We start from the raw sequence: 17,032 nt of genomic DNA on the forward strand, positions 1-17,032 counted from the left end.
ACCCTTGATGGCATGTCTGTCGAGTCGCTGTTTCCCCGTCTGGAAGCGCTCCTGCCCAAGGTGCAGAAGCCGATCCAGTATGTGGGAGGTGAGCTCAACTCCACGGTCAAGGACTGGGACGAGGCCGACGTCCGCTGGGCCCTGATGTATCCGGACGCCTACGAGGTGGGCCTGCCCAACCAGGGCGTGGCCATCCTGTACGAGATCCTCAACGAGCTGCCGGGCACGCTGGCCGAGCGCACCTACTCGGTCTGGCCCGACCTCGAGGCGCTGATGCGCGAGCACGGACTGCCGCAGTTCACCGTGGACGGCCACCGTCCGGTGCGCGCCTTCGACGTGCTCGGCCTGTCGTTCTCCACCGAGCTCGGCTACACCAACATGCTCACCGCGCTCGATCTGGCCGGTATCCCGCTGCTCGCGACCGAGCGCGGCGACGACGACCCGATCGTGCTGGCGGGCGGCCACGCCGCCTTCAACCCCGAGCCGATCGCCGACTTCCTCGACGCGGCCGTGCTCGGCGACGGCGAGCAGATCGCCATCGCCATCTCCGAGGTCATCCGTGAGTGGAAGGCCGAGGGCTCGCCCGGCGGGCGCGACGAGCTGCTGATGCGGCTGGCCGAGTCCGGCGGCGTCTACGTGCCCAAGTTCTTCGACGTCGACTACCACCCGGACGGCCGGATCAAGCGGGTCGCGCCCAACCGCAGCGGGGTGCCGTGGCGGGTGCACAAGCACACCGTGATGGACCTCGACGAGTGGCCGTACCCAAAGAAGCCGCTGGTCCCGCTGGCCGAGACGGTGCACGAGCGGTTCAGCGTGGAGATCTTCCGCGGCTGTACCCGGGGCTGCCGGTTCTGTCAGGCGGGCATGATCACCAGGCCGGTCCGGGAGCGGTCGATCACCACGATCGGCGCCATGGTGGAGAACGGCGTCAAGGAGTCCGGCTTCAACGAGGTCGGCCTGCTGTCGCTGTCGTCGGCCGACCACTCCGAGATCGCCGAGGTGGCCAAGGGGCTCGCCGACCGCTACGAGGGCACCAACACCTCGCTGTCGCTGCCCTCCACCCGGGTCGACGCGTTCAACATCGACCTGGCCAACGAGTTCTCCCGCAACGGCCGGCGCTCCGGCCTGACGTTCGCGCCCGAGGGCGGCTCCGAGCGGATGCGCAAGGTGATCAACAAGATGGTCACCGAGGAGGACCTGATCCGCACCGTCACCACGGCCTACAGCCAGGGCTGGCGGCAGGTGAAGCTCTACTTCATGTGCGGCCTGCCCACCGAGCGCGACGAGGACGTCCTCGGCATCGCCGACCTGGCCAAGAAGGTCATCCAGGCGGGCCGGGAGGCGACGGGCTCGCGCGACATCCGCTGCACGGTGTCGATCGGCGGGTTCGTGCCCAAGCCGCACACGCCGTTCCAGTGGGCGGCCCAGTGCGACGCCGAGACCGTCGACCAGCGGCTGAAGGAACTGCGCGACTCCCTGCGCGGCGACAAGCAGTACGGCCGGGCCATCGGATTCCGCTACCACGACGGCAAGCCGTCGATCGTCGAGGGCCTGCTCTCGCGCGGCGACCGGCGCGTGGGCGCGGTCATCAGGGCCGCATGGGAGGACGGCGGCCGCTTCGACGGCTGGAGCGAGCACTTCTCCTTCGAGCGCTGGATGAAGGCCGCCGAGGTGGCGGGCGTCGACGTCGACTGGTACACCACCCGCGAGCGCGAGGAGAACGAGGTCCTGCCGTGGGACCACCTCGACGCCGGGCTCGACCGCGAGTGGCTGTGGCAGGACTGGCAGGACGCGGTCAACGACGTCGAGGTCGAGGACTGCCGCTGGACGCCGTGCTACGACTGCGGCGTCTGCCCGACGATGGGCACCGAGATCCAGATCGGCCCCACGGGCCGCAAGCTGCTGCCGCTCAGCGTCATCTGACCCCGGGCCGCAGGAACTCCGCGGCCCCGCGCAGGCGGGTGCGCAGCACCCGCCGCGCCACCTCACCGCCCAACCGCGTGTCCAGCGGGTACGGCACGCCAAGCCCGGCCGCGCTGCCCGCCGGGACCCGCCCCGGGTCCAGTCCGTCGCGCACGGCGACCAGCCGGCCCAGCTCGTATCGGCTGATCGCGTCGGCGCCGCCCAGGTGGACGACCCCCTCGTGGTCGAGGGAGACGAGCTCGACCAGGGCCGCCGCCAGATCCTCGACGTGTACCGGGTTGCGCAGCGCGTCGTCGAACAGGACTCCGCGCCCGGGGTCGGCGACCAGTTCACGGACATGCTGTTCGTGCTTGCTGTCGCCGTCGCCGAGGACCAGGGAGGTTCTGGCGATCACGGCGTCCGGGGACACGGCGCGCACCGCGGTCTCGGCGGCCGCCTTGGCCGCGCCGTACAGGTTGACCGGGCAGGGGAGGGCGGACTCGGGGTAGGGGGCCTGGCCCGCGCCGAAGACGGCGTCGGTGGAGATGTGCACCAGGCGGGCGCCGGCTTCGCGGGCGGCGACCGCGACGTTGGCCGCGCCGTCGGCGATGACCGCCCAGTCGTTAAGGTGCCTGCCCGCCGCGGCGTGGACGACGGCGGTGGGGGCGAGGGCTGTGACGAGTTCCAGGGTGCGGGCGCGGTCGGAGACGTCGAGGCGGTGCCAGGTGAGGTCGGGGGAGGCGCGGGTGCCGTACACCTCGAAGCCTTGGGCGGTGGCGAGTCTGACGACCGCACGTCCGACATATCCGCTCGCGCCGGTCACCAGCAGCCTTGTCATGCGGGCCATTCTGGCACCGGGTCATGATCGGCTGGCGCAGCCATGGGATTGAGGTCCGCGGGCGGCCTTATCCTGGGAGGAAGAACCGAACGAAGAAAGCACGGGAAGGACGACAAAGCTCTGAAACCTGTTCCCGATGGGCCTCCGCCCGCGCCTACGGTGCAGCGCCTTCGCGTGCGCTATGCCAAGCGCGGACGTCTGCGCTTCACCAGCCACCGTGACATCTCCCGCGCCGTCGAAAGGGCGGTCAGGCGGGCCGGCATCCCGGTGGCCTTCAGCGCGGGCTTCTCTCCCCATCCGAAGATCTCCTACGCGGGCGCGGCACCCACGGGTGTCGCCAGCGAAGCCGAGTACCTTGAGATCGGCGTGACCGAGACGTGCGAGCCCGGCAGGATTCGCGCGGACCTGGACGCCTCGCTCCCTCCCGGCCTCGACGTGCTCGACGTCGTCGAGGCAAGAGCCGGTGCTCTGGCCGACCGCCTGGAGGGATCGGCTTGGGAGCTACGCCTGCCAGAGGCCGACGCGGACCTCGCGAGTACGGCGGTGGCGAAGTTCCTCGCCGCCGACAGCGTCGAGGTGGAACGGCTCACCAAGAAGGGTCCCCGCCGGTTCGACGCCCGCGAAGCCGTGCTGACGCTCGCGGTGGCCGAGGGAACAGAAGGAACCGCAGCTCAGGTGCCAGGACGGTCGTGTGTCATACTGCGCATGGTTGTTCGGCACGTGACTCCTGCCGTTCGACCCGACGACGTGCTCACAGGCCTGCGCCTGGTGGCCGACTTCGCGCCGCCGGTCCCTCCCGAGGTGACCAGGCTGGCGCAGGGGCCGCTGGACGCGGAAACCGGTGCGCCCGCCGACCCGTTCGACCTGGACCGCGACATGACGCGCGGCGGCGACATGGGACCGGCTGACGTGCATGTCGCCGGATAGGAAGGGTCTTGTGGGCCTCGCGCAGGGCGAGGTCTGGAGGGCTCGACCGTTGACAGGACTTGGCGCTCGCGCCTCTTCGGAGGCCGGGCGGACAACGAGACACGAGAGCCCCTGCGCGGCGCGGCGACGCGCCCGGGGGCTGACGGGAGAGCGCCCGCATGCTCGACAACGAGCCCAACACCGGGGCCAACGGCCCTGACGACGAATCCACACAGTCGCCCGCGACGACCCGGCGCCGCCGCGCGGCCAGCAGGCCCGCCGGGCCGCCGCCCGAGCCGCCGGAGAACGACACCGCCCCGGCCGTTGTGACCAAGGCCGCCGCCGAGGTGGCGCCGGTCGTGCCCGCCGAGGCCGCGCCGGTGGCGTCCACGCCTGCCGAGGCCGTGCCGGTCGACACCGTGCCGGTTGAGGCCGCGCCGGTCGAAGCCGCGCCCGTTGAGGCCGCGCCGAAGCGAGCCACGAGGAGCAGGGCGACCACGACGACCGCGCGTCGCCGTACCACCAAGAAGGCTGAGGCCGTGATCGACGAGGTGGTGGCGGAGGCCGCCGCCGCGCCCGTGAACGGGGTCGTCGAGGCGGCGCCCGTGGAAGAGGCGCCGGTCAAGCGGCGGCGGACGCGGAAGAAGGCCGACGAGGCCGCCGAGAGCGCGGTGGAGCCCGAGTCGCCGGTCGAGGCGGTCGCGGTCGAACTGCTCGAGGAACTGCCCGAGCCCGAGCCGCTCGACGACGAGCCGGCCGGCGAGGACCTCGACGAGGAGCCGGTGGGCAGGCCGGGCCTGCTGGCCGACCCGTTCGGGTTCGCCGCGCAGAGCCAGAGCCAGCCCGGCACCGCCTTCCAGCGGCCCGCGGCCATCTTCGCGCCGCTGTTCCAGGCGCCCGACCCGAGCCAGGCCCAGCCGGCCAGGCCGGTCGAGCCGCCGCAGCCGGTCAGGCCCGTCAAGCCGGTCGTCGAGGACGAAGCGGCCGAGGACGAGCAGGCCGACGAGGAGCAGGACGTCGAGGCCGCCGAGCTCGACGCCGAACAGGACGACGAGAACGGCGGTCGCCGTCGCCGGCGCCGCCGCGGGGGCCGGGGCAGGGGCAAGTCGCGCGAGCGCGACGACTCCGAGGACGGCGACGACGAGGGCGAGGACTCCGAAGAGGAGGAGCAGTCCGACGACGCGCAGGCGGAGGAGGAGGGATCCTCCTCGCGCCGCAGGCGCAGGCGCCGCCGCAGGGGCGGCGACGACGGCGCGGAGCCGGCCACCGACGACCCGCCCAACACCGTGGTGCGCATCCGCGCGCCCCGCACGGGCCGTTCCTCGTCGATGGAGATCTCCGCCGACGGCGTCACCAGCGTGCGCGGGTCCACCCGCCTGGAGGCCAAGAAGCAGCGCCGCCGCGAGGGGCGCGAGCTGGGCCGCAGGCGTCCGCCGATCATCACCGAGTCCGAGTTCCTGGCCAGGCGCGAGTCGGTCGACCGGATGATGGTGGTGCGGCGGGTGGGCGACCGTACCCAGATCGCGGTGCTCGAGGACGGCATCCTCGTCGAGCACTACGTCAACCGCGAGGCCAGCCAGTCCTACGTGGGCAACGTCTACCTGGGCAAGGTGCAGAACGTACTGCCCTCGATGGAGGCGGCGTTCGTCGACATCGGCAAGGGGCGCAACGCGGTCCTGTACGCCGGCGAGGTCAACTTCGACACCGCGGGCCTGGAGGGTCAGCCCAAGCGCATCGAGGCCGCGCTGAAGTCCGGGCAGTCGGTACTGGTGCAGGTCACCAAGGACCCGATGGGCCACAAGGGCGCCCGCCTGACCTCGCAGATCTCGCTGCCGGGCCGCTACCTGGTGTACGTGCCCGACGGCTCCATGACCGGGATCAGCCGCAAGCTGCCCGACAAGGAGCGGACGCGGCTCAAGAGCATCCTGAAGAAGGTCATGCCGGAGAACGCCGGTGTGATCGTCCGTACGGCCGCCGAGGGCGCCTCGGAGGACGAGCTGGGCCGCGACGTGGCCAGGCTGTCCGCGCAGTGGGAGGCCATCCAGAAGAAGGCGAAGTCGGCCAGCCCGCCCGAGCTGCTGTCCTCCGAGCCCGACCTGACGGTCCGGGTGGTCCGCGACGTGTTCAACGAGGACTTCACCTCGCTGGTCGTCCAGGGCGAGGAGGCGTGGGAGACGGTCGAGGAGTACGTCAAGTACGTCGCCCCGCACCTGGCGGACCGGCTGACGAAGTGGGCGGACGACGGCGACGTCTTCGCCGCCCACCGCATCGACGAGCAGCTCGGCAAGGCGCTGGAGCGCAAGGTGTGGCTGCCGTCGGGCGGGTCGCTGGTCATCGACCGGACCGAGGCGATGACCGTCGTCGACGTCAACACCGGGAAGTTCACCGGGCAGGGCGGCAACCTCGAGGAGACCGTCACCCGCAACAACCTGGAGGCGGCCGAGGAGATCGTCCGCCAGCTCAGGCTGCGCGACATCGGCGGCATCATCGTCATCGACTTCATCGACATGGTGCTGGAGAGCAACCGCGACCTCGTGCTGCGGCGGCTCCTGGAGTGCCTGGCGCGCGACAGGACGAAGCACCAGGTCGCCGAGGTCACCTCGCTCGGTCTCGTGCAGATGACGCGCAAGCGGGTCGGACAGGGGCTGCTGGAGGCCTTCTCGACGCCCTGTGACTGTTGCAACGGCCGCGGGGTGATCGTCTCGGCCGAGCCGGTCGAGGGCAAGCCCGAGCCGCGCGGCACGCAGGGCAAGATGGCCATCGAGAAGTCGGTCGCGGAGAAGGTTTCCGCGGCCAAGGACCCCAATGGCCGTGATACCGTGACCGGTGCGCTTGAAGACGTCCCGACAGAGGACGACCAGGCGAACCAGACTTCTGGCAGGGGGCGGCGACGCTCCCGCCGAACCAAGTCAGCCGAATGACGACACTCCGGCGGCGCTCTGTGCCGCCGGAGGTCTTCAGGTTGACTGCCGACGATCCGCCCGGTTCGACCAGGGCCCCGGTAATCCGGTACCCTTGTCAATCGGTGCGTCGGTGACGTGCCCTGTTAGTGCGCGATCGCTCGGCTCGTCGGTTCCAGACTGCGGCCGGGAGCCGGACGCAGCATTCAGGAGTTAAGCGGTCCGTCTTTTGGCGGGCCGGGGATCTTAACAACACAGCAGAAGGGTTCCGCGGTGTACGCGATCGTTCGTTGCGGCGGCAGGCAGCAGAAGGTCTCCGTCGGTGACGTCCTCGAGGTGGACAAGGTCGCCGGCGAGGTAGGTTCTTCGGTTTCGCTGCCGACGGTGCTCGTCGTCAACGACGGCGATGTCACCACGGAGGCGGGCAAGTTCACGGTGAGCGCCGAGATCCTCGGTGAGACCAAGGGCCCCAAGATCCGCATCCTCAAGTACAAGAACAAGACCGGTTACAAGAAGCGCCAGGGTCACCGCCAGCGGTACACCCAGGTGAAGATCACCGGTATCGACCAGGCCTGATCGGGAGTATGAGAGATGGCACACAAGAAGGGCGCGTCGTCCACCCGGAACGGCCGTGACTCCAACGCTCAGCGCCTGGGCGTCAAGCGCTTCGGCGGCCAGCTGGTCAACGCGGGCGAGATCATCGTCCGTCAGCGTGGCACCCACTTCCACCCCGGCGACAACGTCGGCCGCGGTGGCGACGACACGCTGTTCGCACTGGCCGCGGGTCACGTGCAGTTCGGCGTCAAGCGCGGCCGTCGCGCCGTGAGCATCGTCCCGGTCGCGGAGTAAATCCGCTTCCGCTAGGCGTTACCTGAGGGGTGGATCGTTCTACGATCCACCCCTTGTTTCGTGTTCGGGGTTGTCCACAGCTCCTCTCCGCGCGGCAGGCGTCGTCCACAGGGCGGCGTCCCGGTCGCGTGCCGAGGGCCGGGCTGGAGCATCCTGAGCCTGTCCGAACGATCAGAAGGGGAGGCGGATATGCCGGACTTCGTGGACCAGGTGGTCCTCCACATCAAGGCCGGTGATGGAGGGAACGGCTGCGCCTCCGTACACCGGGAGAAGTTCAAGCCGCTGGGCGGCCCGGACGGGGGCAACGGCGGGCGCGGCGGTGACGTGATCCTCGAGGTCGACGCCAACACCGCCACGCTGCTCGACTACCACCGCCGTCCGCACCGCAAGGCCGACAACGGCAAGCAGGGCGCGGGCGCCAACCGCGACGGGGCCAACGGCGCCGACGTGATCCTGCCCGTGCCGAACGGCACCGTGGTCAAGGACGCGGCCACCGGCGAGGTCATCGTCGACCTGGTCGGCGCCGGCACCCGCTACGTGATCGCCGAGGGCGGCCACGGCGGGCTCGGCAACGCCGCCCTCGCCTCCGCCAAGCGCAAGGCGCCCGGCTTCGCGCTGCTCGGCGAGCCGGGTGACGGGCTCGACACCCTGCTGGAGCTGAAGAGCGTCGCCGACGTGGCGCTGGTCGGCTTCCCGAGCGCCGGCAAGTCCTCGCTCATCGCCGCGCTCTCCGCCGCCAGGCCGAAGATCGCCGACTACCCGTTCACCACGCTCATCCCCAACCTGGGCGTGGTCACCGCGGGCGAGACCGTCTTCACCGTCGCCGACGTGCCCGGCCTCATCCCCGGCGCCTCCCAGGGCAAGGGGCTCGGCCACGAGTTCCTCCGCCACGTCGAGCGCTGCGACATGCTGGTGCACGTCATCGACTGCGCCACCATGGAGCCGGGCCGCGACCCGATCACCGACTACGAGGTGATCGAGGCCGAGCTGAAGGCCTACGGCAAGCTCGACGACCGGCCGCGCATGGTCGTGCTCAACAAGGCCGACGTACCCGACGCCCGCGAGCTGGCCGACATCGTCAGGGCCGACCTGGAGGAGCGCGGGCTCAAGGTCTTCAGCATCTCCGCCGCCACGCACGAGGGCCTGCGCGAGTTCACCTTCGCGATGGGCGAGTGGGTGGCCGCGGCCAGGGCCGCCAGGCCGATCGAGGAGCCGACCCGCCTGGTCCTCAAGCCCAGGCAGCTCGGCGCCGCCGGCTTCACCGTGCGCAAGGTCACCGAGCGGCAGTTCCAGGTCACCGGTGAGAAGCCGGAGCGCTGGATCAGGCAGACCGACTTCACCAACGACGAGGCCGTGGGCTACCTCGCCGACCGTCTCGAACGCCTCGGCGTCGAGGTCGAGCTGGTCAAGGCGGGCGCCGTCGCCGGAGCCGAAGTGATCATCGGGTCCATGGAGGACGGCTACATCTTCGACTGGCAGCCCACACTCAACGCCGAATCCATTCACACAGGACCTCGGGGCACGGACAACCGGCTCGGATAGGGTGCACGACGTGCGAGATCAGATCAGCTCAGCGGCACGGGTCGTCGTCAAGGTCGGCTCGTCGTCGCTCACCACCCCCCAGGGCGTGATCGACGGCGACCGCGTCGACGCGCTCGCCGACGTTCTCGCGGCCCGCCGCCGTGCGGGCACGCAGATCGTCCTGGTCTCCTCCGGAGCCATCGCGGCGGGCCTCGGCCCGCTCGGCCTGTCCTCGCGCCCGCGCGACCTGGCCACCCAGCAGGCTGCCGCCTCCGTCGGCCAGGGCGTGCTGGTCGCCCGCTACACCTCCTCCTTCGCCCGGTACGGCCTGCGCGTCGGCCAGGTGCTGCTGACCGCCGACGACATGATGCGCCGCTCCCACCACGCCAACGCCCAGCGCACGCTGAGCCGGCTGCTGGAGCTCGGCATCATGCCAGTGGTCAACGAGAACGACACGGTGGCCACCGACGAGATCCGCTTCGGCGACAACGACCGGCTGGCCGCGCTGGTCGCCCACCTCATCCACGCCGACGCCCTCGTCCTGCTGTCCGACGTCGACGCCCTCTACGACGGGCCGCCCAGCAGGGCCGGTTCGCGGCGCCTCGCCGAGATTCGCGGGCCTGAGGACCTGGTCGGCGTGGAGCTGGGCAAGAACGGCTCGGTGGGCACCGGCGGCATGGTCACCAAGGTGCAGGCGGCGCGCATCGCCACCGGGGCGGGCATCCCCGTCGTGCTGACCGCCGCCGCGCACGCCGCTCAGGCACTCGCGGGCGCCGATGTCGGCACGTTCTTCCACCCGGGTGGGCGGCACCCGGGGACGCGGCTGCTCTGGCTCGCCCACGCCACCACCGGGCGCGGGCGCCTGCACCTCGACGACGGGGCCGTGGAGGCGGTCGTGACGCGTCGCAAGTCGCTGCTGCCCGCGGGGGTGACGTCGGTCGAAGGCGAGTTCGCCGCCGGGGATCCGGTTGATCTGTGCGGGCCTCGGGGGCGCGTGGTGGCCAGGGGGCTGGTCAACTTCGACGCCGGGGAGATTCCGGAGCTGATGGGACGCTCGACCAAGGAACTGGCCAGCGCGCTCGGTCCGGAATACGAACGCGAGCTGATTCACCGCGACGACATCGTCATACTGGAGGCCCACCACTAGACAGGCCGGTCGTTCCGGCACCGGGCACGGGCGATCGTGCCCGCGGCCGGGCTGAGGCCGTGTGGTGATGTGTGCTGGGTTGTCGAACTGGTCTCGTTTATCTGGAGCGTGAGATGTCCGAGGACTTCCTGAAGGTGGCCCGTGCGGCGAGAGAGGCCGCCGCCGAGCTGGCCCCGCTGCCGCGGGCGGCCAAGGACCGGGCGCTGCGGGCCATCGCCGACGCCCTGGTCGCGCGGACCGGTGAGATCATCGAGGCCAACGCCGTGGACGTGGAGAAGGCGCGGTCGCAGGGGACCACCGAGGCGATGATCGACCGGCTGAGGCTGGACGCCGGGCGGGTCGAGACGATCGCGCAGGCCGTACGCGACGTCGCCGACCTGCCCGACCCGGTGGGGGAGGTGGTGCGTGGGAGCACGCTGCCCAACGGGCTTGAGCTGCGCCAGCTCCGGGTGCCGCTCGGGGTGATCGGCATCATCTACGAAGGACGCCCCAACGTCACCGTGGACGGGGCGGCGCTCTGCCTGAAGAGCGGCAACGCGGTGCTGCTGCGCGGGTCGTCCAGCGCCTACTCGTCCAACACCGCGCTGGTGAAGATCATGCAGGAGGCGCTGGAGGGGACCGAGGTTCCGGCGGGGGCCGTACAGCTCGTGCCCGGTCTGACCCGCGAGTCGGTCAAGCACCTGATGCGGGCGCGGGGGCTGGTCGACGTGTTGATCCCGCGTGGTGGGGCGTCGCTGATCAACTCGGTGGTCGAGGAGTCGACGGTGCCGGTGATCGAGACCGGGGTGGGGAACTGCCACGTGTACGTCGACGCCGACGCCGATCTGGACCTCGCCGTCGAGATCCTGCTCAACGCCAAGACCCAGCGGCCCTCGGTGTGCAACGCGGCCGAGACGTTCCTGGTGCACGCGGCCGTGGCGGAGGAGTTCCTGCCTCGTGCCCTGAAGGCGCTGATCGACGCGGGCGTGACCGTGCACGGCGACGAGAGGGTGACCGCCCACGCCCGTGCCGGGGAGGTCGTGCCCGCGAGCGAGGAGGACTTCCGGACCGAGTATCTCTCCCTGGACATCGCCGCGGCCGTCGTCGACTCCCTGGAGGGCGCGGTGGCGCACATCCGGGCGTACGGCTCCGGGCACACCGATGCGATCGTGACCCGGTCGCAGGCGGCGGCCCGGCGGTTCGTGGCGTTGGTGGATTCGGCGGCCGTGGCGGTCAACGCCTCCACGCGGTTCACCGACGGCGGGGAGTTCGGATTCGGGGCGGAGATCGGGATCTCGACGCAGAAGCTGCACGCGCGCGGTCCGATGGGTTTGCCCGAGCTGACCTCGACCAAGTGGATCTACACTGGGGAAGGGCATTTGCGCACGTCAGAGGGCACAGTGGTGGTGTCGGGGCAGGGCTGAGACCGCGTGTCGGGGTTGGCCTTCGCACCGAAGTGTGGGTTGACTGGCCCGATGGAGATTGCGATTGCACTCATCTTCTCGGGCGCCATGCTGTTCGGCGCCGACCGGCTGTTGCTCTGGCTGGAGAGCCGGGGTCACATCAACTGGCGCAGGAAGGGCCGCAAGAAGCTGCAGGAGGAACCCACGACCGGGCTCGACGGCATGCTCTCCGACTCACCCAGATGATCCGCTCCACCTCCGGCGCGTCGCAGCGGTAATCTCCCGCCACCCCGCTATGGTGTTGCCCCTTATGGGCGCGCCGGGCGGGGAGGGAGCGTGACGAAGCTCGGCAAGATCGGGCCATACACCCTCCTCGAACGGGTCGGCCGCGGTGGCATGGGCGAGGTGTACCTCGCCTCCACCCGCAGGGGCGAGCACGTCGCGATCAAGGTGCTCCGCGACCTGATGGAGGACGACTCCGGCGCGCGTATCCGCCTCGAACGCGAGGTCAAGGCGCTGCGCCGAGTCGAGAGCCCGTACGTCGCCCGCGTCCTCGACGCCGACCTCGAATGTGCCAGGCCGTACCTGGTGATGGAGCACATCGAGGGCGACACGCTGATGGAGGCCGTGCGGCGGAGCGGTCCCCTGCTCGGCGCCGAACTGGTGGCGCTGGCGCAGGGGGTCGCCGCCGCCCTCGCCATCGTGCACGCCGCCGGAATCGTGCACCGCGATCTGAAACCGGCCAACATCCTGATGGGCGTCGACGGTCCTGTACTGATCGACTTCGGGATCGCCCAGGTGCTCGACGCCACCCGGCTGACGATGACCGGCACCTTCCTCGGCACTCCCGGCTACGCCGCGCCCGAACTGTTCGCCGACGAGCACGTGGGAGAGCCCGCGGACGTGCACGCGTGGGCGGCGACGGTGGCCTTCGCGGCGACCGGGCGGCCGACGTTCGGGCGGGGGACCGTCGAGGCGCAGATGTACGCGGTGCTGAACGGGCAGGCCGACCTCAAGGGGGTGCCCGCGGGGCTGCTGCCCCTCGTGCGCGCCGCGTTGAACCGTGAGCCCGGCAAGCGGCCCACCGCCGCGCTGCTCGCCGACCGGCTGGCCCGGCTGGCGAAGGCCGCGAGCGCGGCGGAACGGGAGCGGCTGGAGGCCGAGGCGGTCGAGACGCCCACACGCAGGCGTGAACCCGGCGGCGCGGGCAGTGACCCTGCCGGTCGCGGCACGCCGACGGATCCCGGTTCACGGCCGGGTCGGCCCGGCGCGGCTGTTCCGGGCGTGGCACGCGGCGCGAGAGGCGCGGCGGCGGATTCCGGCGGGGCGCGGGGAAGTCGCGCCGTACCGGCTGAGGACGCCGGGGGACGCAGAGGGCGCGGTGTCGCGGCTGATGAGGCCGCGGCGCGCGGAGGCCGTGGCGTTCCGGCCGACGACACCGGAGGGCGTCGAAGCCGCGGTCCGGCTGATGAGGCCGGAGGGCGACGGGGGCGTGCCGTCCCGGTTGAGGACAACGGGCGAGGTGCTTCGGGGGAGGCGAGGGGGCCGCGTGGCGGCGGGGCTGAGGGTGCGCGCGCTGCTCGTGGGGCGGCGGACCCGGGGAGGTCGGCCGAGGCCGGTACGGCGCGTGGCGGGCGTTCGGCGGGGGTTGACGACGTCGGCAAGGGCACGCGGAGCCCGTCTGGGCGTGCGCGGGCGGCGTCTCCGGCCGAGGGGAACGGCACGCGTGGCCGTGCGGCCACGCCCGAGGCGGGCGGAGCACGCGGGCGTTCGGCGGCTGCTCCCGAAGCGGGGGGAGTGCGCGGGCGTTCAGGGGCGGCCGACGGTGGTGGGGTGCGTGGCCGGGCGACTCCGGTGGGTGAACCTGGCGGGCTGCGCGGGAGGTCGGGGGCCGGTGCCGACGGCGGCGGGGTGCGCGGCCGGGCCGCGACCGCGCCCGAGGTGGGCGAGGGGCGCGGCCGGTCGTCGTCCGCGAGCGAGGCGGGTACGGCACGCGGCAGGTCGGCCGTGGGTGAGGCGGGTGGGGCTCGCGGCCGGTCGTCGGCCCTAGGGGAGGTGGGTGCGGCGCGCGGCCGGTCGTCGGTCGTGGGGGACGGTGTCGCGGGGCGGGCGCGTGGCGGTGAGGGCGGTACCGTGTTGCGGAGCCGTACCAGGGGGGAGGGGCGGCGGGGAGCGGCCAGGAGGGCGGCGCTCGGGGCCGAGGCGCCCGGGTCGTTGCCCACGGGCAGTGCCGCGCTGCTGCTGCTCGCGCTGCTCGCCGTGCCGTGCGTCGTGTCGACGGTGATCTGGCCGATCGCCTCGATCGTGTTCACCGGGCTGTTCGTGGTGCTGGTCAGGGCGGTCTGGTTCGGGGCCTGGCTGGTGCGCAACCGGAAGTCACGCCGGGTCAGGGTGGGCCTGCGGGTGCTGGCTCTGCCGCTGACGCTGGCCGGGGGCGTGATGACGGGGGCGGTCTGGCCCGGGGTGCCCGCGGCGGGGGCGGGGGCACTGGCCTACTGGGCCACCTCGGGCGGCGAATTCGGCCCCGACTGGTGGCAGCGGTCATTGCCGGTGACCGCCGCCGGGGTGGTGTTCGGGGTGCTGTGCGGTGGCATCGTGGGCCGTGAGGTGGAGCGCATCGGTCCCGGCCTGCCCACCCTCCGCAGGGAGGGGCTGCGCGCACTGGCGGTGCTGGGCGGCTTCGTCGCCCTGTGCGCCGCGGCGGTGCGCGCGATCGCGCTGTTCCTCTGACCTGGTTGTCAGGAGACCTTGACGGAGGCCGCGGTCCAGGTGTTGCAACTGGCCGGGTCGCCGGAGGCGAAGCCGAGCTTGGTCCAGGTGACGCGGTTGGCGCCCTTGCCGGCCCAGCCGCCGCCGTTCTCCTTGACTACGCCGAGCAGTTGGTTCCACTCGCGGGGGCTACGCCTCAGCGAGGGCCAGATGCCGTCAGGGCGGGCTCCCAAGCCGCGTCGAGGCACGTCACCATGGCGGTGATGTAGCGCTGAGCTGACTTCTTGTTGTTGTTCGTGATCGGCTTCTCGGCGCACTCGGTCTCGGGGATCGCGCCTATGGTGTACAGCTCGTTCTCGGCAGCTTGGAGTCCTTGACCGGGTAGGCGGCGGCGTAGGCCGTACCGGAGAAGGAGAGGGCCGTGGCACAGGCCGCGGTGATGATCAGGGGAGTCTTATAGGGCGAGAGAATAAAGGGAAAAGGTCCGGAAGATGGCCTCCGGACCTTTGGGTGTAGGGGTTAGTTGCCGTCGCGGCGGGAGAAGCGGTTGAAGATGCGCTCTCCGGCGTTGACCGCGCCCTCGGCGACGTCGCGCAGCACGCCGATGAACGGGTCCTGGGACTCCGACCACGAGCGGCGGTAGGACTCGGCCGCGGCCTTGACCTCATCGGTGACCCGGGCGTCGGCGTCGTCCTCGCGGCGGGGGTAGTCGCCGCCGATGATGCGGTCGTACTCGCCGCTGCGCTGCCACTTGTCCAGCTCGGCCACCCGGACCACGGCGAACGGGTGCGTGGTGCCCAGCAGGTTGAGGACTTTGAGGAAACCGTCGCGCAGGTCGCCCCCGGTGTCGTACTCCTGGTACTGGGCGAGGAAGGCTTCGATGTTCATCTCGTGGGTGTAGTCGCCACCCGCGAGCTTCATCAGCGCGCGCTTGGCCGCCTCGGGGTCCTGGCCGGTGAGCAGGCCGCCGCGGTCGGAGGAGAGCTCGGACTTGCGGTACCACTCCTCCAGGCCGGCGACGATCGCGCGCAGGCCGATGTAGCCGAGCGGGATCCAGGCGACGCGCGTGGCGAGGCGGGTGAGGATGTCGAGCATCGTGCGGTAGACCGCGTGGCCCGACAGGATGTGGGAGGTCTCGTGACCGATGACGAAGCGCTGCTCCTCCTCGTTCATGAGGTTGAGCAGGCCGGTGGTCACGACGATGAACGGGTCGTCGAAGCCGATGGCCTTGGCGTTGACCTGCGGGTCCTGCTGGACGTAGATCTCCGGGATCCGGTGCAGGTCAAGGGTGTAGGCGGCGTCGCGACCCATGTCGTAGAGGGAGCGGAACTGGGTTTCGCTCACGCGTACGGCCGAGGCCAGATACATCAGGCGCAGGCGGCGCTCGCTGATCAGGCCGGACATCTGCTTGAGCACCGTGTCGAACCCACTGAGCTTGCGCAGAGCGACCAGGGCGGACCGGTCTGCGGGGTGTTCGTAGGCACGAGACGAGATGCCGGGCAGTTGCACGCGGTTGCGATCCGGGGTGGTCGTCATGTCCGGCATGCTACGTCGGCGGCGGGAGTGATGCGCGATCCATTACCAAGGGGGCGACATCCGGTGGAATTCCCGGTCCGCGTAGGGTCCGTTTCATGATGAACGCGCCAAGTGTCCAGGGGAAGAGACGCGTGGGGGTGATGGGCGGAACGTTCGACCCGATCCACCATGGTCACCTGGTCGCCGCGAGCGAGGTGGCTCACCACTTCGAGCTCGACGAGGTGGTCTTCGTGCCGACGGGCCGGCCGTACCAGAAGGCGGCTCGGGAGGTTTCGGCGCCTGAGGACCGGTATCTGATGACGGTGATCGCCACCGCGTCGAACCCGAGGTTCTCGGTGAGCCGGGTGGACGTGGACCGGCCGGGACCGACGTTCACCATCGACACTTTGCGCGATGTTTCCGAGATTTATGGGCCGGATACGGAGCTGTACTTCATCACCGGCGCCGACGCGCTGGCGGCCATCCTGGACTGGCAGAACGCGGACGAGCTGTTCGACATCGCGCACTTCGTGGGGTGTACCCGCCCCGGTCACACCCTGCAGGATCCGGGGCTGCCCAAGGGCAAGGTGAGCCTGATCGAGATCCCGGCCCTGGCCATCTCCTCCTCGGAGTGCAGGCAGCGGGTGGCCAAGGGGGAGCCGATCTGGTACCTGGTGCCCGACGGCATCGTGCAGTACATCGGGAAGCGCAGGCTCTACCACTCCTGACGCTCCGTCGCCGAGGTGGGGCGGGGTCGGCCACGACGTCATCGACAGGGACGCCTTACGCGAGCACATCGCGGTGATCGCGCAGAACTTCACGCACTGGCCGTTCACGGCGGGGCAGAACATCGCGATCGGGCGGCACGACTCGACCGCTCAGCTCGACCAGGCGTTGCGGGCCTCGGGGGCGGACGCGGTGGTGGCGCGCCTGCCGTACGGGTTGGAGACCATGCTGGACCCGACCTATCGGGGCGGCACCGAGTTGTCGGGCGGGCAGTGGCAGCGGATCGCGGTGGCGCGCGGGCTGTACCGGGACGCGCCGCTGCTCATCTGCGACGAGCCGACCACCTTCGCTGGACGCCAGGTCGGAGCACGCGATCTTCGAGAGCATCCGGCGGCACGCCGTCCAGCGGACCGTCCTGATGATCACCCATCGGCCGGCCAGCGTGCGGTGGGCCGACCGGATCTACGTCGTGGACCGCGGCGAGGTGGCTGAACAGGGCAGTCACGCCGACCTGATGGAGCTGGGCGACATCTACGCGGAGATGTACACACTGCAGGCGAAGGCCTACGCCGAGGAGCGGTAACCTCGTGGTGTGGGTAGGTAATCCCCACAGGGAAGCCGACACAGGAGGACAGAC

The 17,032-nt window shown here is 71.0% G+C and carries 15 protein-coding genes; 12 read left to right on the forward strand and 3 right to left on the reverse strand.

From position 1 onward, the window contains the following. Positions 1 to 12 precede the first annotated feature (12 nt). A complete protein-coding gene (locus ABZ911_RS25160) occupies positions 13 to 1,923 on the forward strand; it encodes a TIGR03960 family B12-binding radical SAM protein (RefSeq protein ID WP_358060451.1) in 1,911 nt (636 codons plus the stop codon). Here ABZ911_RS25160 and ABZ911_RS25165 read toward each other — a convergent pair. After that, complete coding sequence (locus ABZ911_RS25165; RefSeq protein ID WP_358060454.1) at positions 1,916 to 2,740, reverse strand: sugar nucleotide-binding protein; 825 nt, start codon at positions 2,738 to 2,740, stop codon at positions 1,916 to 1,918. The genes ABZ911_RS25160 and ABZ911_RS25165 overlap by 8 nt on opposite strands. Before the next feature lie 174 nt (positions 2,741 to 2,914). On the opposite strand from ABZ911_RS25165, the gene ABZ911_RS25170 reads away from it, so the two are divergent. The 9 genes from ABZ911_RS25170 (at position 2,915) to ABZ911_RS25210 (ending at position 14,175) form a co-directional block, all read left to right on the forward strand. Further along, positions 2,915 to 3,667, forward strand: a complete 753-nt coding sequence (locus ABZ911_RS25170) for a TIGR03936 family radical SAM-associated protein (RefSeq protein WP_358060457.1) — start codon at positions 2,915 to 2,917, stop codon at positions 3,665 to 3,667. Positions 3,668 to 3,825: 158 nt separating this feature from the next. Continuing rightward, positions 3,826 to 6,567: an Rne/Rng family ribonuclease gene (locus ABZ911_RS25175; protein ID WP_358060460.1), complete on the forward strand. Its 2,742-nt coding sequence runs from the start codon at positions 3,826 to 3,828 to the stop codon at positions 6,565 to 6,567. Between the two features lie 252 nt (positions 6,568 to 6,819). Then, positions 6,820 to 7,122, forward strand: a complete 303-nt coding sequence (rplU, locus tag ABZ911_RS25180; protein ID WP_049575732.1) for a 50S ribosomal protein L21 — start codon at positions 6,820 to 6,822, stop codon at positions 7,120 to 7,122. A 15-nt stretch (positions 7,123 to 7,137) separates the two neighbouring features. Next, positions 7,138 to 7,395: a 50S ribosomal protein L27 gene (gene rpmA, locus ABZ911_RS25185; protein WP_012893687.1), complete on the forward strand. Its 258-nt coding sequence runs from the start codon at positions 7,138 to 7,140 to the stop codon at positions 7,393 to 7,395. Between the two features lie 189 nt (positions 7,396 to 7,584). Continuing rightward, positions 7,585 to 8,937: a GTPase ObgE gene (gene obgE, locus ABZ911_RS25190; RefSeq protein ID WP_358060463.1), complete on the forward strand. Its 1,353-nt coding sequence runs from the start codon at positions 7,585 to 7,587 to the stop codon at positions 8,935 to 8,937. 1 nt (position 8,938) lies between these two features. Then, positions 8,939 to 10,063: a glutamate 5-kinase gene (gene proB, locus ABZ911_RS25195; protein ID WP_358060466.1), complete on the forward strand. Its 1,125-nt coding sequence runs from the start codon at positions 8,939 to 8,941 to the stop codon at positions 10,061 to 10,063. Between the two features lie 113 nt (positions 10,064 to 10,176). Then, positions 10,177 to 11,466, forward strand: coding sequence for a glutamate-5-semialdehyde dehydrogenase (locus tag ABZ911_RS25200; protein ID WP_358060469.1), 1,290 nt, complete (start codon positions 10,177 to 10,179; stop codon positions 11,464 to 11,466). Positions 11,467 to 11,517: 51 nt separating this feature from the next. Then, a complete protein-coding gene (locus ABZ911_RS25205) occupies positions 11,518 to 11,691 on the forward strand; it encodes a hypothetical protein (RefSeq protein WP_358060472.1) in 174 nt (57 codons plus the stop codon). Positions 11,692 to 11,781: 90 nt separating this feature from the next. Further along, positions 11,782 to 14,175 carry a protein kinase gene (locus ABZ911_RS25210; protein WP_358060475.1) on the forward strand — a complete coding sequence of 798 codons (2,394 nt, stop codon included), beginning with the start codon at positions 11,782 to 11,784 and terminating at the stop codon, positions 14,173 to 14,175. Between the two features lie 8 nt (positions 14,176 to 14,183). Here ABZ911_RS25210 and ABZ911_RS25215 read toward each other — a convergent pair whose 3' ends face one another. Beyond that, on the reverse strand, positions 14,184 to 14,402 hold the full coding sequence (locus ABZ911_RS25215) for a hypothetical protein (RefSeq protein ID WP_358060478.1): 219 nt from the start codon (positions 14,400 to 14,402) through the stop codon (positions 14,184 to 14,186). Positions 14,403 to 14,673: 271 nt separating this feature from the next. Continuing rightward, the gene (locus tag ABZ911_RS25220) at positions 14,674 to 15,690 is read right to left on the reverse strand and encodes a M48 family metallopeptidase (RefSeq protein WP_358060481.1); all 1,017 of its coding nucleotides are present in this window, start codon (positions 15,688 to 15,690) and stop codon (positions 14,674 to 14,676) included. Positions 15,691 to 15,785: 95 nt separating this feature from the next. Here ABZ911_RS25220 and nadD point away from each other — a divergent pair, with 95 nt between their 5' ends. Next, positions 15,786 to 16,397 carry a nicotinate-nucleotide adenylyltransferase gene (nadD, locus tag ABZ911_RS25225; protein ID WP_358060484.1) on the forward strand — a complete coding sequence of 204 codons (612 nt, stop codon included), beginning with the start codon at positions 15,786 to 15,788 and terminating at the stop codon, positions 16,395 to 16,397. A gap of 73 nt (positions 16,398 to 16,470) precedes the next feature. Then, on the forward strand, positions 16,471 to 16,887 hold the full coding sequence (locus ABZ911_RS25230) for an ATP-binding cassette domain-containing protein (protein ID WP_358060487.1): 417 nt from the start codon (positions 16,471 to 16,473) through the stop codon (positions 16,885 to 16,887). Positions 16,888 to 17,032 lie beyond the last annotated feature (145 nt).

It is taken from the genome of Nonomuraea sp. NPDC046570, from assembly GCF_040645915.1.
In the GTDB taxonomy this organism is placed as follows: Bacteria; Actinomycetota; Actinomycetes; order Streptosporangiales; family Streptosporangiaceae; genus Nonomuraea.

Bases quoted from the DNA above. Each gene is read 5' to 3' on its own strand.
- ABZ911_RS25160 (WP_358060451.1), top strand. From the start codon at position 13: ATGTCTGTCGAGTCGCTGTTTCCCCGTCTGGAAGCGCTCCTGCCCAAG.
- ABZ911_RS25165 (WP_358060454.1), bottom strand. From the start codon at position 2,740: ATGACAAGGCTGCTGGTGACCGGCGCGAGCGGATATGTCGGACGTGCG.
- ABZ911_RS25175 (WP_358060460.1), top strand. From the start codon at position 3,826: ATGCTCGACAACGAGCCCAACACCGGGGCCAACGGCCCTGACGACGAA.
- rpmA (WP_012893687.1), top strand. From the start codon at position 7,138: ATGGCACACAAGAAGGGCGCGTCGTCCACCCGGAACGGCCGTGACTCC.
- obgE (WP_358060463.1), top strand. From the start codon at position 7,585: ATGCCGGACTTCGTGGACCAGGTGGTCCTCCACATCAAGGCCGGTGAT.
- ABZ911_RS25200 (WP_358060469.1), top strand. From the start codon at position 10,177: ATGTCCGAGGACTTCCTGAAGGTGGCCCGTGCGGCGAGAGAGGCCGCC.
- ABZ911_RS25205 (WP_358060472.1), top strand. From the start codon at position 11,518: ATGGAGATTGCGATTGCACTCATCTTCTCGGGCGCCATGCTGTTCGGC.
- ABZ911_RS25220 (WP_358060481.1), bottom strand. From the start codon at position 15,690: ATGACGACCACCCCGGATCGCAACCGCGTGCAACTGCCCGGCATCTCG.
- nadD (WP_358060484.1), top strand. From the start codon at position 15,786: ATGATGAACGCGCCAAGTGTCCAGGGGAAGAGACGCGTGGGGGTGATG.